Below are 15385 nucleotides of genomic sequence, written 5' to 3'. Positions count from 1 at the left end.
TATTGTTTTAATTAATTAACGCTATAGTTTAAAATTAGTTTTTATCTCTTAGATCGCGGCCCTGGAAATGGGTTACGGTACGGAAACCGATGTATGATTTTGCGGTATCCTGGTACTCAGAACCTCGAGATGAGTTTTGTAAGAAGTAGCCGATATCTTTCCATGAACCACCGCGTACCACTTTTAACTTCATTACTTCCGGATCGTTCTTTTTGGCTTCGTAGATCATGCTTGGTGCCTGATCATTAACAAAGGTTGAAGATGATGCGTTGAATGCAGATAAGGTCCACTCGGCCACGTTGCCGGCCATATTATACAAACCAAAATCATTTGGGAAATATGATTTTACTTTAACGGTGTAAGCGCCACCATCATCACTATAGTTACCACGGCCCGGTTTAAAGTTGGCCAGTAAGCAACCTTTAGCATTTTTAATGTACGGGCCACCCCATGGGTAATCTGTACCTATCCTGCCACCGCGTGCTGCGTACTCAAACTCTTCTTCGGTTGGTAGCATATAATCCGAGCGGTGTGGTAAATGTCGTTCGTCTTTATAAGCCTGGTTGTAACGGGTGCGCCATTGGGTAAACGCGCGTGCCTGGCGCCAGGTAACACCCACAACCGGGTAGTCACGGAAGGATGGGTGCGAAAAATAACCTTCAACCATCGGCTCGTTGGCCGCGTACGAAAAATCGTTCAACCAAACCAAAGTATCCGGGTAAATTGGCACGGTATCGCGCAAAATGAAATCAGAACGTTTTTTGCTGGCATCATTACGATAGTTTGACGCGCTGCGGTAGTCCATTTGCGTAAAGTTGTATTTAAGCAAACGTACGTCAAGCTCGTTACGGTCAAATAAACGGTCATCACCCTGGTAGTACATGCCTTGCAGCTTGGTACTGTTATCGGCCTGGCCTTTACGGGCGGCATTCCAGATAGGGTAATTTCTTACGTATTTCCAGTTTATGTATTTACGGCCGGTATTGGTATTTGCAGCCGCGCCACCTTTAGGGGTGATGTAGTACTTAGGATCGTTTAGATACTGGGTAATGGCGATCGAGTCGCGCACCCAGTTAACAAATTGACGGTACTGGCTGTTTGAAAGCTCGGTTTGATCCATAAAAAAAGCGGGTATTGATACCTGCCTGGTTTGGGATATTTGAGCAAAAGTAACATCCTGGTCTGTTTGGCCCATCAGGAAGGTACCACTGGGCACGTAAACCATGCCAACCGGCACTTCGGCCCTGAACGAGCGCGATTTTACGCCAAGCACCTCACCCCTGTCGCCGCCACCGCCGCCGCCAAGCAAACCACAACCACTACTTAGTATTCCAACGGTAAGAGCCGCTGCTAAAAAATATATCTGTTTCATTTTAAACAAATCAAGAAACTCGTTATAACGGAATATAACACTTATTGACTCCCCGAATATATAAAATTTGACACTCCAAAACGCAAAAAATGTTTTTTTAATGAAACATTAAAGCACTTTTAACGGTAGAGTTCAAACAATATTACCACCCGGAAAAATAATAAGCGGGCACAAATATCTTACAACTAAACACTTACTCCAGCACTGTATTACACGAATGTATACGTAAACCAGCGTAATTTGGTTGCAATATGGTTAAAAAATTTACTAAAAAAATTATTTATTTACCTGTTTACAATATTGCTCGATAGCCATGGTCATGGATGGGGCAGCCGGTGTTGGCGCGGGTATATCCAATATTAAACCGGCCTCAAGCACCGCTTTATGGGTTGTTGCGCCAAAGGCTGCAATGCGGGTATTGTTTTGTTTAAAATCAGGAAAGTTTTTGTATAACGATTGTATACTTGACGGACTGAAAAATGCGATCACATCGTAAAACACTTCGGCCAGGTCGCTCAGGTCGCTGCATACGGTACGGAAAAGCACGGCAGGCGTAAAATCATAACCGTTCTCCAGCAAAAATTTCTGGGTTTCTTCAGCAGCTACGTCCGAGCATGGGTACAGGAATTTCTCGCTTGAGTGTTTTTTCAATACCTCGGCCAGATCAGAAGCAGTTTGTTTACCGAAGAAAATTTTACGCTTACGATACTGAATATATTTTTGAAGATACAGGGCGATGGTTTCTGAAAGGCAGAAGTACTTCATATCAACCGGCACTTCAAAACGCATTTCTTCGCATATGCGGAAGAAGTGATCGGCGCTGTTACGGCTGGTAAAAATTACCGCGGTAAAATCGGCCAGGTTAATTTTATCCTTGCGGAAATCCTTTGCAGGCACACCTTCTACATGAATAAACGACCTGAAATCAATTTTCAGGTTAAGCTTTTTAGCTAGTTCGGCATAAGGGTTTTTATCGTTCTCAGGTTTCGATAAGGTTACCAGTATGCTTTTTACTTTTTTCTTTCTATCTTCCAAAATTCTTTCGATCTAGTCGTAAAAAAACCTAAAACTTATATATTCAATGCCTTAATCAGTATCAAAATAGGGCAAATTTCGAGGGCACAAAGATAGATAAATAAATAAAATTTAGGAAATCGAAAATTCGAAATAATATTTACGCTGCTGCGCAGGTAAAGCCAGGTGAAAATTATAACTATCAGTATACCAGCTATTGCCAACAAAACAGGTACAAATTGTGCGGCAATTAAGCTAAAACACAGCACTACCGGTAAAAACACAAAGGCTATGTTAAAGTAGGTTAAATACAAAACAGACACGTACTCGTCCACTACTTTTTGGATGCCAAAAACGAAGCCCAAAAACTTAAGCACCAAAAATTTGCCCGCAAAAAGCGCCAGAACCACCACCGAAAGCGTGGTAAAAAGCCTGAAACCGCTTACGCTATAATACACCCCGCGGTAAGCCGCCAACTGGTATAAAAACAAACCAAAGGTTGACCCGAATAAAATAAACAAGCCCACAAAGGCCCAGAAATTTATCTGCCCTTCTTCCTTAGCGGCAACAATCAACACGCGCTTACTGTAAAACGAACGCAGCACATTCTGCACATCGGTATTCATGGTGATGTTGAGCAGGCCGGTGTAAATAAGCAGCACTACTACCACGCCGATGATCCATGGATCGCGCACCTGGCGCACGTGGCCGTCGCGCAAAATACTGCGGGTTTTAAAGGGGATATCTAAAAAGTGCTGGCCGTGGTAAAGTTTTTCGGCAAGCAGCTTTTGGGCCATCTGCAGGTTCATAGCCCCGTCTGGATACTTTACATTGAGGAAGGAAAGCGAATCTTTTACAAACAACTCATGCCTGCGCTGGGCCTGTACCACCGAGTCGAGGATGTTGGGTGGGTACTGCGGGGTGTAGCGGCGCGATGTATCGGTGCTTAGCGTATCGGTTTGGGCATAGCTAGGGCTAAAACCCATAGTAAAACACATAAACAGCAGTACCAGATAACGCATTGGTGCAAAATTAAGAAAATATCGGCGATTACTCACCCGGTCTTCGCTTCGCTGGACCACCTTCTCTTCGCCTTCGGCGGAAAGAGGGTTGGTCGGGCGGATAAATATTTAAAATGACTCAATGACCTAATGACACAATGACCAATGACTAATGACTAATGACTAATGACCATTCAACAATTCCTGGTACACATCAATAAACTTTCCTAAATGCAGCCCATCCACCAGCGCATGATGTACGTGTACTGACATGGGCATTACCCGCCTGCCATGTTTCTCGGTTATTTTACCGAAAGATATAGCCGGCGTACTGCTTTTGAAAGAGAACATCCGCGCATGCGAGATCGAAGTAAAATTAACCCATGGCAACGACGAGATCAGGAAAACATCCTGCCGCGGCTGCGGGATGAGTGTGGTTGTTGCTTTAATGTCGTTGGTGCTTTTGGTGGCTTCGGCCAGGAATTGGTCGAAATCAGCATAATAATCCAGGTACCCAAAACCGAAGGTGCCGTTATCGCGCCCCACCGTTACCGATGCACTGATGTCGTCGTAAATAAAAACCTCGTCGCCTTCAATGCGGTATTTAAATTCCTCCACCTGTTTTGCGGCTTGCAGGGCTTGGTATACGGTGTATAAAAAGAAGGATATTTTACTGGCCTTGGCATGAGCGTAAGCTTCGGTGCAATCAATACTTACGGTTACGCCGTAGATAGGCTCTTCAAAGGCGTTAAAAAATTTGAAATGTTCTTTACGTATCCAGCTATCGATATTTACTTTTTGTTTCATAGATGCCGCAAAAGTACAGTTTTAGGCTGATGTTGACAGCGCAAAACCTATTTAATAACCGCGGTAACGGGCTGTATTTTTTTACGTTCGGTAAGATAAACGATGAGCTTTTCCATGGCATCGGTACCTATAATATCGGCGCCGGCATCCAGTTGTATATCCCAGGCTTTTTGAATATCAGGCACACCCCAAAAGCGCACCAGTTTGCCGGTGTTCACATGCACGCTGTCGATAGTTTTTTTGATGCGTTTTTTGTCGGCATCGGGCATATCGCCCTGGCCCTTCCATTTGCTGTAAAGGGCAAAGTTAAGGCTTACTTGGCCTATGCGGCCCCATTGCGCTTTGGTGGTGGGTTGGGTAATGAGGTCGTTATCAAAGAAAAAGTAATCGGGGTAATTTTTAAAATCCACCGGCGCGGGGCGGTTACCGCTTATCAGTATTTTTAACCTGCCGGGATGAGTTGGTGTCATCAGGTAGCGTTTTAACGGCTCCAGCTCTTTTTGCAGTACGGGTAAGCTAACGCGATAGTCGTCTTTAATATCAATCAGCAGGCAAACCCGGCGGGTGCTATCTTTGATCAAGGCATAATTTACCGGGTCAAGGTACAGTGATTTAAGTGTGCGTAGGGCAAGCGTATCTTTTTTATCATGTGCGATAAGCAGCTGTTTACCAACGCAAAAAATATCGGCCTCAATAGCGTTAAAGCCGCTGTAAAAAGCACGGTAAAAAGGCGTATTGTTATTATAATCGTTATGCGAGTGGGTGAATTTGGCCTGGGCAAAAACCAGGTTATTCAATACAAAAAATAAAGGCAGCAATGCCAGCGATACTTTTAATTTCATGGCGATAAAACTACTACATATAAACAAATTATCATTGTTATATTAGTGTTATGAAACCTATAACCTTATTTTGCCTTTTTTTGCTAAGCCTTTATGGCTGCAGCAACGATCATAAAGGCTGTGAACAAGCTGAAGACATCATCTTCACCAACCGCAACGCCGAAAAAGTTGATCTGACAGTATCAAACGGTGTGGATTCGGTAGCCGTAATAGTTGAAGGGAAGTCATCGGGTAAAGGCATTTTATGTTTCGATCGTCACGGTCAGGACGGGCATTTTACTATCTGCTTAAAAAGCGCTACGCGCGATACCACTATATTTTGGGGTTATTTTACCAATGGTGCGCCATCCGGGTCGGCTTTAACAATTGCTTACGAGAAAAAATTTGTAGCAGTAAAAGAGTCCCCTTTACTTTACTAGGTAATTAACTCCCGGAAACCCAAAATAGCCGTACCTTTGCGTCATGGCGGGTATTTACCTACACATCCCTTTTTGCAAACAGGCTTGTAATTACTGCGATTTTCATTTCAGCACCTCGCTGCAATATAAAGCCGAAATGCTGCAAGCCCTGACAAAGGAAATCGAACTCCAAAAAAACTACCTGCAAGGCGAAACCATAGAAACCATTTACTTCGGCGGTGGTACACCATCGGTTTTAGACGCAAGTGAGATTCAACTTCTTCTAGATACCATCACCGGCCTGCACACCGTAGCCGCTAATGCCGAGATCACCCTGGAAGCCAACCCCGACGATCTTACTAAAAGCAAACTGCAAGCCCTGCGCCAAACTCCGGTTAATCGCTTCAGCATTGGTATACAATCGTTTTTTGATGAGGATCTGGCCTGGATGAACCGCGTGCACCGCGGCGGTGAGGCCGAGGACAGCGTTAAACGCGCGCAGGATAGCGGTTTTGAAAACATCACCGTCGACCTGATATACGGCTACCCCCTGCTTACCGAACAAAAATGGAAACACAACCTCAACAAAGTTTTTGAACTGGATGTGCCCCATGTTTCGGCTTACTCTATGACGGTAGAGCCGCGTACTGCCCTGGCATCGGCCATTAAAAAACACAAACAACCCGGCATGAGCGACCAGCAAAGTGCCGAACAGTTTAACCTGTTGATTGATGCCATGCAAACCCATGGTTTTGAGCAGTACGAGATCTCTAACTTCTGCAAACCGGGGCATTACTCGCGGCATAACTCTAATTATTGGAAAGGGGTGAAATACCTGGGCATAGGCCCATCGGCACACGCTTTTAATGGCGAAACCCGACAGTGGAACATAGCCAATAATGCCAAATACATGCAGGCTATTTATGCGGGAAATGTGCCGGCAGAGACTGAACACCTCACCGAAGAAAACCGCCTCAACGAATACATCATGACCTCCCTCCGCACTAGCTGGGGGCTTGACCTGGATAAGCTGGAAAGCATCGCCGCAGGCACAAAAGGTCTACTACTAAAAACCGCCCGCGAGCATTTCGACAAGGGCCACATCACCCAAAAAGAAAATATAATTTACCTGACCCATACAGGCAAATTATACGCCGACGCCATAGCGGCCGACCTGTTTTTTTAGGCGCATACCGGCTGCGCGTACCTACGCATTTCAACTATATCCGGTTTAAAAAAAGCAACAACGCGAGGCTATTGGAATTACCTGCCCCATAAAAACCGCCGGGCTTAGTTGTGCCGTATTTCCATCAAATAACAAATTACAACGAATTACAAAAACCATGAAAAAACTAATTCTTTCGGCCCTTGCTTTAGTAGCTATCGCAATTGCGCCTAACGCTAACGCTCAAACTAAAATGGTAGGCGGTGCAGCTATGTATCCAACAAAAAACATTGTGGAGAATGCTGTAAACTCAAAAGACCACACCACCCTTGTAGCTGCTGTTAAAGCTGCCGGCCTGGTTGAAACGCTATCGGGTAAAGGTCCGTTTACGGTGTTTGCACCAACCAACGAGGCTTTTGACAAATTGCCAAAAGGCACTGTTGAAACTTTGGTTAAACCGGAAAACAAAGCTATGCTTACCAAAATTTTAACCTACCACGTTGTTGCCGGCAAACTAAGCGAAGCCGACCTGTGGGCAAAAATTAAAAGCGGCAAAACCGAACTAACCACCGTACAAGGCGGCAAACTTTGGATAAAAGCCGACGGTAAAAAAGCTTACCTGGTTGATGAAAAAGGCGGCAAATCATGGATCACCATTGCCGATGTTAATCAAAGCAACGGCGTTATACATGTGGTGAACACGGTTTTAATGCCTAACTAAGATAACCCTGCTCTATCTACACTAAAAACATCTTCTGCCACAAAAAAACTCCTTTGAGAAAGGTGAGCCCGGTTGCTATAGCAGCCGGGCTTTTTTTTACCACTCTCTCCACGCGTCATTGCGAGGTACGAAGCAATCTCTACATAGGACATTCATTGCCCCAATGTTGGTGAAGGCACCCATCTGCTAAAATGCGGATGCTGATTTGCATGTGAAGAGATTGCTTCGTACCTCGCAATGACGCATTTATATTTTTGGTTATTACGAAGGGTAGGCACCTATGAATCGCCACACAATCATTTAACACTCCCTTAACACAACCTGCACTTTCCTTTCGTTACTTAGATGGTTAATTATACTGCCGATTTTACGTACGAAAATGAGTTTTATACTGCGCCCTATTGATGTAGTTGATACAATTAGCCCCGAAGATTTTAAGAAAAATTACCTGGACGCTTGTCGTCCGCTAATTATTAAGGGGCTTACCAAAAGCTGGCCCGCGCGCGATAAATGGACTCCCGAATATTTGAAACAGGTGGTGGGCGACAAGGTAGTACCTTTGTACACCAACGCTAAGGCTGATCCCACAAAACCCATCAACGCGCATGCTTCGCAGATGCCGTTTAACGAGTATATGGACCTGATCATGTCGCAACCTACCGAACTACGCATTTTCTTTTTCAATATTTTTAAACAGGCGCCCCATTTATTGGATGACCTGATCATCCCCAAAGACCTGATGGGCGGCTTTATTGAAAGTATGCCGGCCATGTTTTTTGGCGGATCGGATTCGGTTACGTTTTTGCATTATGATATCGACCTGCCGCATATATTTCACACTCACTTTCACGGCCCCAAACATGTTATCCTGTTCGAAAATAAATGGAAACGTCGCCTGTATTGCATTCCCAACGCCACCTACGCGCTGGAGGATTACGATGTAGCCAATCCCGATTTCGAGAAATTCCCTGCCCTTAGAGGCGTGGAAGGTATTGAAGTATTTTTAGAGCATGGCGATACCCTATTTATGCCTACCGGTTGGTGGCACTGGATGAAATATACCAGCGGCGGCTATTCGCTTAGCCTGCGTGCCTGGGATGCTTCGCCTGTGCGCAAAGCGGCAAGCCTATATAATTTGGCCGTAAAAGGCGGTGTTGATAGTGTGATAAAAATGGCTTTTAAAGGCAAGTATGCGCAGTATCGCGAAAAGTTGGCCGTGAAATGGGCGAATAAGGCGTTGGCTAAAGGAAGGCCGTTTTGATCACGCCAGGCCTGGAAGAATAATCCTTAACGTCAATTTAACATTGAAACCAGAAAATTACTTATAGCTTTGGCCCACAGAATTGATACCCTTATGAAAAAAAATATACTATGTTTTGGTGAAGTTTTGTGGGATGCCTTTGGCGATGTTAAAAAAGCCGGCGGCGCTACCATGAATGTGGCATTTCACCTGCAACAGCAAGGTAATGACGTAACTTTTGTTAGTCGCCTGGGCACCGACCAGTCGGGCGTTGAACTCCTTGACTTTTTAAAAGAGAACGGTCTTTATAATAACCTGATCCAGCTGGATAACAAATTACCTACCTGCGAGGTTACTGTACAATTAGATGAGCAGCAGCAGGCTACTTACATCATACCGCAGCCGGTATCATGGGACGGCATCAAAGCTTCAAAAACACTAACCGAAGCCGCAAAAAATGCATCAGCCATTGTATTTGGCAGTTTGATCTGTCGCGAAGCGACAACACGCAACACCTTACTTAATTTGTTAAGTGATACTAAAGCGCTAAAGGTATTTGATGTAAATCTGCGCGCGCCGCACTACAACCAAACCACTTTAGAAACCCTGGCAGCACACGCCGATGTGGTAAAAATGAACGAAGAGGAAGCCGACATGCTGGTTAACGGCGAAGGCGACCTGCGCGAAAAGATCAACGTTTTCCGGAATAAATTTCATGCTAAAACCATCATCGTAACCCGCGGTGGCGATGGCGCCATGGTATGGCATGATCATAATTTTTATGAGCACCCGGGCTATAAAGTTGAAGTTGCCGATACTGTTGGCGCCGGCGACTCGTTCCTGGCTACTTTTGTGGCTGGCCTGCTTAATAAACTACCTATCCCCGAAATATTGAACCGTGCCAGCGCTGTGGGTGCTTTTGTCGCCAGTCAGCGTGGTGCTAATCCAAGATATGTTGAGGGTATTGTTAGTTTGATGAAATAACAGCTATACCTAGCAATACTATTTTTTGTACATTTAGGGTAACCTATTATGCCCTAAATGTACAAAACCTTAATCACCACCGGTAAAGCATTTCTTTTGCTTTTATCCCTTTCTTTTTGCGCCCGCACAGCGAGCGCCAATGTTTTAGCCCTTGATCTTACCAAAGTTAAATATGGTGCCGGGCTGGAAAACCGCATTACCTTTTTGAAGCAAAACGTCGCGATTTATGACCACTGGGTGCATGACTGGAAAGCGGCAATACCCAAGGAAGCAACGATCAACAATCTTACCTCGCTGTACACCGACCTGGAGAAGATCACTACCAAAAATGCCGAGACCTATTTATTAATGGGCGACATTGCCCATTACCTATACAATATGGAAACCGAAGCGTACTATCAAAAAGCGGTGGACAATTATAACGCTGCCCAAGTGCTGGCGCCTACTGATATGAGGGTTTATTGGTTTTTAGGGAACCATTATTCGCTTTCGGCAAAAATGGTATGGGGGATAGAACAATATACCATCGCTTTCAAATATCCTCGCGCGGCCGATTATGATGTACTTTTCTGGTCGGACTACTCAATAGCCTGCCTTAACGCCAGCATGGCCAGCAATGCCCGGTATGCTGCCGCTCAGGCTTCTAAGGCGTCGGGCAGCACAAGTTATATTGAAAAGCAAGTACAACGAGTTACAGGAAACATGCTTAAAACCATCCCCTCGGATACAACACTCGCGCCAAAAGATATGTGGTACGTTATGGGTCTAAAAGGTACCGATCGCCTGTTTACCAACCGTGTACTGGGGTTGCAGATAGCCATTGATACCACCTGGAAACTTAATGTTGGCGGACTTAAAAATGGCGGCTTTATCATGATGATACCACCACAATTACAGGCACCAAAAGGTAACAAAATCGGTTTCTCCATAATGGTGATGGCCCGGCCCGCCGCGCCCGGCGAAACGCTGGAGCAGCAGGCACAAAAATTTATTGGCACACAGGAGGATGTTACCAAGATGAGTTTTGACGTGGGATCTTTAAAAAACTGCCGGGCTTATCTCATCAAAAATCCAAAAGTTTATCCGGAATGGGGAGGCTCACGCATGTACGGCTTATTGATAGAGCGCGACATGCCCGAGTACCCGGGAATGGCCATTGAGTTACCCGCCGATCCGCCAAAGCAGGGCGAAGTAGGAAAAGTAACCTACTTTCGTCCGTTACAAAAATACACCCGTTTACAAGGCAAGCTGTTTTATACCATAATGCTTGATAGCTGCGATGATATTTTTAAGCCTTCGGATGAGGCTTTTCGGGAGTTTTTGAGTAAGAAGGTTATTATTGAATAGTGTATTGCCAGCCACCGTTGTGTTAATCCACGTTGTGTTGAGACTATTGTTAGTTTGATGAAATAGGCTATCAACCCCGGCCCCATTGGGGCTACGTGTTTATAGCCAAAAAACAATCAAAACATTCAGGCTCCGTAGGTGCCCCGTTCTGCTGTAGATACGAGGCACCTACGGAGCCTGATTATTCTTAACTGGTTTCTATTAACACGATGCTCCTACGGAGCACATGGCGCTTGTTGAATTTCTCCCTTACGCCACCAACCGCTCCCAATCCGGGTGTTTTTTTAAATACACTTTTATAAACGAGCAATACGGCACCATTTTCATGCCTTTTTCTTCAATATACTTAAAGGCCTTTTCAACCATGGCAGGCGCTACGCCTTTACCTTCCAGTTCAACCGGTACTTCGGTATGTATCAGGTAAATTTTATCGTGCTTTAGCTGGTAGTCAATAAAAGCCCGGTGGCCATCAACAAACATTTCAAAATTGTGAATAGCTTCATTATTGATAAATGGTGCATCAGAATACATATATCCCTCCTTTAGTTTTTATATTTTTTTTGACGATGATGAACGTACGATCAGCTCCACGCCCATTTGCTGCACGGTATATTCCTCTATAGGGCGTTTACTTTCAATAACCTTTATCAACGTTTCGGTAGCTATGCGGCCCATCTCAAAAGCAGGCTGCCGCACAACCGTCAGCGGCGGACTAAACAACTGCGCCACATCCGAATTACTGAAACCTATCACCCCCATATCACCGGGTATCTTAATGCCCAGCTTATTCATTATGGTTAGGCAAGTGGTAGTCAACCTGTCGCTTGCCGGTAGTATAGCATCAGGTCGTTGGGGCAGGTCAAGCAGTTCTTTCACGGCCTGTTCTACCTCAGGGGCTGATACGCCGCCATGGTCGCAGGTTTTTACCAGTGCCTCATCAAATGCAATTTTGTGCTTCTGCAGCGCCGCTGTATACCCCCGCAGCCTTTCGTGGCTTATCAGTAAATTGTTTGAATTGGTTAAAAGCGCTATGCGTTTATAGCCGGCTTTTAGCAGATGCTCGGTAGCATCAAAAGCGCCGGTAAAATTATCGGTAGTTATTTTGTGGGCCTCAAAATCCGCGGCCACGCGGTCGAAGAATACAATGGGGAAACCCTTTTCCTGTAGGTATTTGTAAGGCGCTATATCTGTAGTTTGGGCAGATAGCGATACCAGTAAACCATCCACATGTCGCGACAGCAAATGCTGCACATTCACAACCTCCCGCTCGGCCGACTCGTGCGTTTGCGTGATAATAACATGGTAGCCCTTATCATAAGCGATGGATTCTATCCCGCTTATAGCCTGCGAAAAATAATTATTAGCCACCTCGCAAACCACCACCCCTATCGAGTGGCTTTTTTGCTCCTTTAAACTCAGCGCAATGGGGTTGGGCCTGTAGTTTACTTTTTTGGCGTATTCCTGTACCAGTCGCTTGGTTTCGGCACCAATCTCGTAACTACCATTAAGCGCCCGCGACACCGTTGAGGTTGACAACCCCAGGGCATTGGCAATATCCTTAATGGTGTACGATTGAAACATAGCAGGATTTTTTGCGCCCAACGTGCAGGCAGTGGTTTATGTAAGTGAATGTAGAAATAAAATGTGAAATAGCGTAAGAAATGGCACAAGACTTACGAAGTTTTAAAAACTTCGTAAGTCTGATCGTTGGCAATTGTCATATCTACCTAACAATTCCCCTTCCACCAAACTTTTCCCCAAAATAATCCGTTATTTTATAACTGAAAGGCAACTTATGCGTGGTTTCGGATTTTCTAAGTTTACCCCCAACCAGGTCCCAAAAGGCGGATTTGACGAATTATTAAAACTGTTTCTCGAATTGCTCAACTATACATCGGGCGATGCCGGCGAGGCTTTGGCCTGGCTCAATGAGCTGGACAAGCAATACAACATCACCAATGACGATTATGGCATGGGCGATTTTATCGACGAGCTAAAGCAAAAAGGCTACCTGGACGAGGACAAGCAAAATGGCGAATTTAAAATAACCGCCAAGGCCGAGCAAAGTATCCGCAGCGCGGCATTGGAGGAGATATTTGGCAAGCTCAAAAAATCGGGAAAAGGCAATCACCGTTCGCCGCAAAGCGGGCAGGGCGATGAGCGTAATTCCGAACGCCGCGAATTTGAGTTTGGGGATAGTTTGGACCAGATAGACATGACCCAATCCATCCACAACGCCCAGGTAAACCATGGCATCGGCGATTTTATGATGACCGAGCGCGACCTGGAAGTAGAGGAAATGGACTACAAAACCCTCACCAGCACGGTGCTCATGATCGATATTTCGCACTCCATGATCCTGTATGGCGAGGACCGCATTACCCCCGCCAAAAAGGTAGCCATGGCCCTGGCCGAACTTATCCGCACCAAATACCCTAAGGATACTTTGGATATTGTGGTGTTTGGCAACGATGCATGGCCCATAAGCTTGAAGGACCTGCCTTATTTACAGGTTGGCCCCTTCCACACCAATACTTACGCGGGTTTGGAGTTGGCTACAGATATCCTGCGCCGCCGCAAAACTTCAAACAAACAAATATTTATGATAACCGACGGCAAGCCAACCTGCCTGAAGGAAGGAACAAAATATTATAAAAACAGCATCGGTTTGGACCGCAAAGTGGTTAACAAAACGCTGACCATGGCCGCGCAATGCAAGAAACTCAAAATACCTATCACCACCTTCATGATCGCTAACGACCCTTACCTGCAACAGTTCGTCCGCAAGTTTACCGAGACAAACGGCGGCAAGGCGTTTTACAGCTCATTGGGTAATTTGGGTGAGTATATTTTTGAGGATTATGCGAGGAATAGGCGTAAAAACGTGAGGTGATTTGAAGATAAATTGATTTGAAAATTTGAAAATGCCCTCATCTTCAAATCAGCACATCTTCAAATCCTCAAATTAAATTGACTATGACTAAACTAGATATAAAAACATTAGGCCAGCTTAAAGCTTCAGGCTACAAAAGCGAATCAGTAAAAGACGAGCTTCGTCGCAACCTGATCACGCAGTTACAAAAGAAAGAAGAAGGTGGCTTTGAAGGCATCATCGGTTTTGAGGATACGGTAATACCGGATCTGCAGACGGCAATTTTATCGCGCCATAATATATTGCTGCTGGGTTTACGTGGGCAGGCCAAAACACGTATCGCGCGGTTGCTGGTTAACCTGCTGGATGAATATGTGCCTTACATTGAAGGATCAGAACTGTTTGACGATCCATTGGCGCCTATTTCCTGGTTCGGGCATAATATTATCCAGGAAAAGGGTGACGATACCCCTATAGCCTGGATCCATCGCAGCGAACGCTACACCGAGAAACTGGCTACTCCCGATGTTACTGTTGCCGACCTGATTGGCGATGTCGACCCGATCAAAGCGGCCACCATGAAGCTAACCTATTCAGATGAGCGGGTTATCCACTTCGGCCTGATACCACGCGCACACCGTGGCATATTTGTTATCAACGAGCTGCCCGATCTGCAGGCACGTATCCAGGTTTCGCTGTTCAATATTTTACAGGAACGCGATATCCAGATCCGCGGTTTTAAACTGCGCCTGCCTTTGGATATTCAATTCGTATTCACTGCCAACCCGGAAGATTACACCAATCGTGGCTCCATAGTAACGCCGTTAAAAGATCGTATAGAAAGCCAGATATTAACGCACTACCCGCGTTCGGTAGAAATCTCTCGTAAGATCACTCAACAGGAAGCATCCCTAACGCAGGAGCAACGCGTTAATGTGGAAGCTGACGGACTGGTAAAAGACCTGGTAGAGCAGATCGCTTTCGAAGCGCGTAACTCCGAGTACATCGATAAAAAATCGGGCGTATCGGCACGTTTAACTATTTCGGCCTATGAAAACCTGATCAGTAATGCCGAGCGCCGCATGATCATCAACCACGAAAGCAAAACTTTTGTGCGCATCTCGGATTTCCTGGGCGTTATTCCGGCCATCACCGGTAAAATAGAGCTGGTTTACGAAGGCGAACTGGAAGGCCCGGCAAAAGTGGCCAATATCCTCATCGGCAAAGCCGTAAAAGGCCTGCTATTAAAATATTTCCCGGACCCGGAGAAAACCAAGAAAGCCAAAGCGCCAAACCCATACGCCCAGATCATCAACTGGTTTAGCGATGGCAACACACTAGCCGTTATTGACGACCTGCCGCTGGCCGAATACAAAAAAGCCTTGAACGGTGTTGATGGACTAAAAGACCTGATCAAACAGTTCCACCCGCGCCTGGCCGAAAGCCAGCAGCTGATATTGATGGAGTTTGTACTACACGGCCTGGCCGAATTCTCGCAGCTGAGCAAAGGTTTCCTGGATAATGGCTTCGCGTTTTCGGATATGTTTAACAGTTTGTTTAATTTGCAGCCCGATGATGATGACGATCTGGACGACGATCGTTACTAATAAAACCGGGCTTTA

At 45.5% G+C, this 15385-nt stretch carries 15 protein-coding genes; 8 read left to right on the top strand and 7 right to left on the bottom strand.

Going from position 1 to position 15385, the window contains the following annotated elements; genetic code table 11:
• Nucleotides 1–34: 34 nt before the first annotated feature.
• The 5 genes from porK to AC59JT_RS01550 form a co-directional block, all read right to left on the bottom strand.
• Entirely contained in the window at nt 35–1372 is a 1338-nt protein-coding gene (gene porK, locus AC59JT_RS01570; RefSeq protein ID WP_497395445.1) for a T9SS ring complex lipoprotein PorK/GldK, read from the bottom strand.
• A gap of 276 nt (nt 1373–1648) precedes the next feature.
• The gene (locus AC59JT_RS01565; protein ID WP_497395443.1) at nt 1649–2407 is read right to left on the bottom strand and encodes a uroporphyrinogen-III synthase; all 759 of its coding nucleotides are present in this window, start codon (nt 2405–2407) and stop codon (nt 1649–1651) included.
• A gap of 35 nt (nt 2408–2442) precedes the next feature.
• Nucleotides 2443–3408 carry a DUF4271 domain-containing protein gene (locus AC59JT_RS01560; protein ID WP_497395441.1) on the bottom strand — a complete coding sequence of 322 codons (966 nt, stop codon included), beginning with the start codon at nt 3406–3408 and terminating at the stop codon, nt 2443–2445.
• Nucleotides 3409–3570: 162 nt separating this feature from the next.
• Nucleotides 3571–4194, bottom strand: a complete 624-nt coding sequence (locus tag AC59JT_RS01555) for a CatA-like O-acetyltransferase (RefSeq protein ID WP_497395439.1) — start codon at nt 4192–4194, stop codon at nt 3571–3573.
• 47 nt (nt 4195–4241) lie between these two features.
• Entirely contained in the window at nt 4242–5036 is a 795-nt protein-coding gene (locus AC59JT_RS01550) for a PI-PLC domain-containing protein (RefSeq protein ID WP_497395437.1), read from the bottom strand.
• Between the two features lie 50 nt (nt 5037–5086).
• Here AC59JT_RS01550 and AC59JT_RS01545 point away from each other — a divergent pair, with 50 nt between their 5' ends.
• The 6 genes from AC59JT_RS01545 (at nt 5087) to AC59JT_RS01520 (ending at nt 10891) form a co-directional block, all read left to right on the top strand.
• Complete coding sequence (locus AC59JT_RS01545) at nt 5087–5455, top strand: hypothetical protein (protein ID WP_497395435.1); 369 nt, start codon at nt 5087–5089, stop codon at nt 5453–5455.
• Between the two features lie 43 nt (nt 5456–5498).
• Entirely contained in the window at nt 5499–6620 is a 1122-nt protein-coding gene (hemW, locus tag AC59JT_RS01540; protein ID WP_497395433.1) for a radical SAM family heme chaperone HemW, read from the top strand.
• 157 nt (nt 6621–6777) lie between these two features.
• Nucleotides 6778–7320 (top strand): fasciclin domain-containing protein, encoded by a 543-nt coding sequence (locus AC59JT_RS01535; RefSeq protein ID WP_497395431.1) that lies wholly within the window; start codon nt 6778–6780, stop codon nt 7318–7320.
• A gap of 379 nt (nt 7321–7699) precedes the next feature.
• A complete protein-coding gene (locus AC59JT_RS01530) occupies nt 7700–8581 on the top strand; it encodes a cupin-like domain-containing protein (RefSeq protein ID WP_497395429.1) in 882 nt (293 codons plus the stop codon).
• A 93-nt stretch (nt 8582–8674) separates the two neighbouring features.
• Nucleotides 8675–9544: a carbohydrate kinase family protein gene (locus tag AC59JT_RS01525; protein WP_497395427.1), complete on the top strand. Its 870-nt coding sequence runs from the start codon at nt 8675–8677 to the stop codon at nt 9542–9544.
• A gap of 57 nt (nt 9545–9601) precedes the next feature.
• Complete coding sequence (locus AC59JT_RS01520; RefSeq protein ID WP_497395425.1) at nt 9602–10891, top strand: hypothetical protein; 1290 nt, start codon at nt 9602–9604, stop codon at nt 10889–10891.
• A gap of 249 nt (nt 10892–11140) precedes the next feature.
• Here AC59JT_RS01520 and AC59JT_RS01515 read toward each other — a convergent pair whose 3' ends face one another.
• Nucleotides 11141–11422, bottom strand: coding sequence for a GNAT family N-acetyltransferase (locus AC59JT_RS01515; RefSeq protein ID WP_497395423.1), 282 nt, complete (start codon nt 11420–11422; stop codon nt 11141–11143).
• An 18-nt stretch (nt 11423–11440) separates the two neighbouring features.
• Nucleotides 11441–12472 carry a LacI family DNA-binding transcriptional regulator gene (locus AC59JT_RS01510; RefSeq protein WP_497395421.1) on the bottom strand — a complete coding sequence of 344 codons (1032 nt, stop codon included), beginning with the start codon at nt 12470–12472 and terminating at the stop codon, nt 11441–11443.
• Between the two features lie 214 nt (nt 12473–12686).
• Between AC59JT_RS01510 and AC59JT_RS01505 the strand changes: the two genes are divergently transcribed.
• Together AC59JT_RS01505 and AC59JT_RS01500 are read left to right on the top strand one after the other, a co-directional pair.
• Complete coding sequence (locus AC59JT_RS01505) at nt 12687–13784, top strand: vWA domain-containing protein (protein ID WP_497395419.1); 1098 nt, start codon at nt 12687–12689, stop codon at nt 13782–13784.
• Between the two features lie 83 nt (nt 13785–13867).
• A complete protein-coding gene (locus tag AC59JT_RS01500; protein WP_497395417.1) occupies nt 13868–15370 on the top strand; it encodes a sigma 54-interacting transcriptional regulator in 1503 nt (500 codons plus the stop codon).
• Nucleotides 15371–15385: the final 15 nt, after the last annotated feature.

Source organism: Mucilaginibacter sp. A3364 (assembly GCF_059690715.1).
This window is presented reverse-complemented; position numbering and strand designations above follow the sequence as displayed.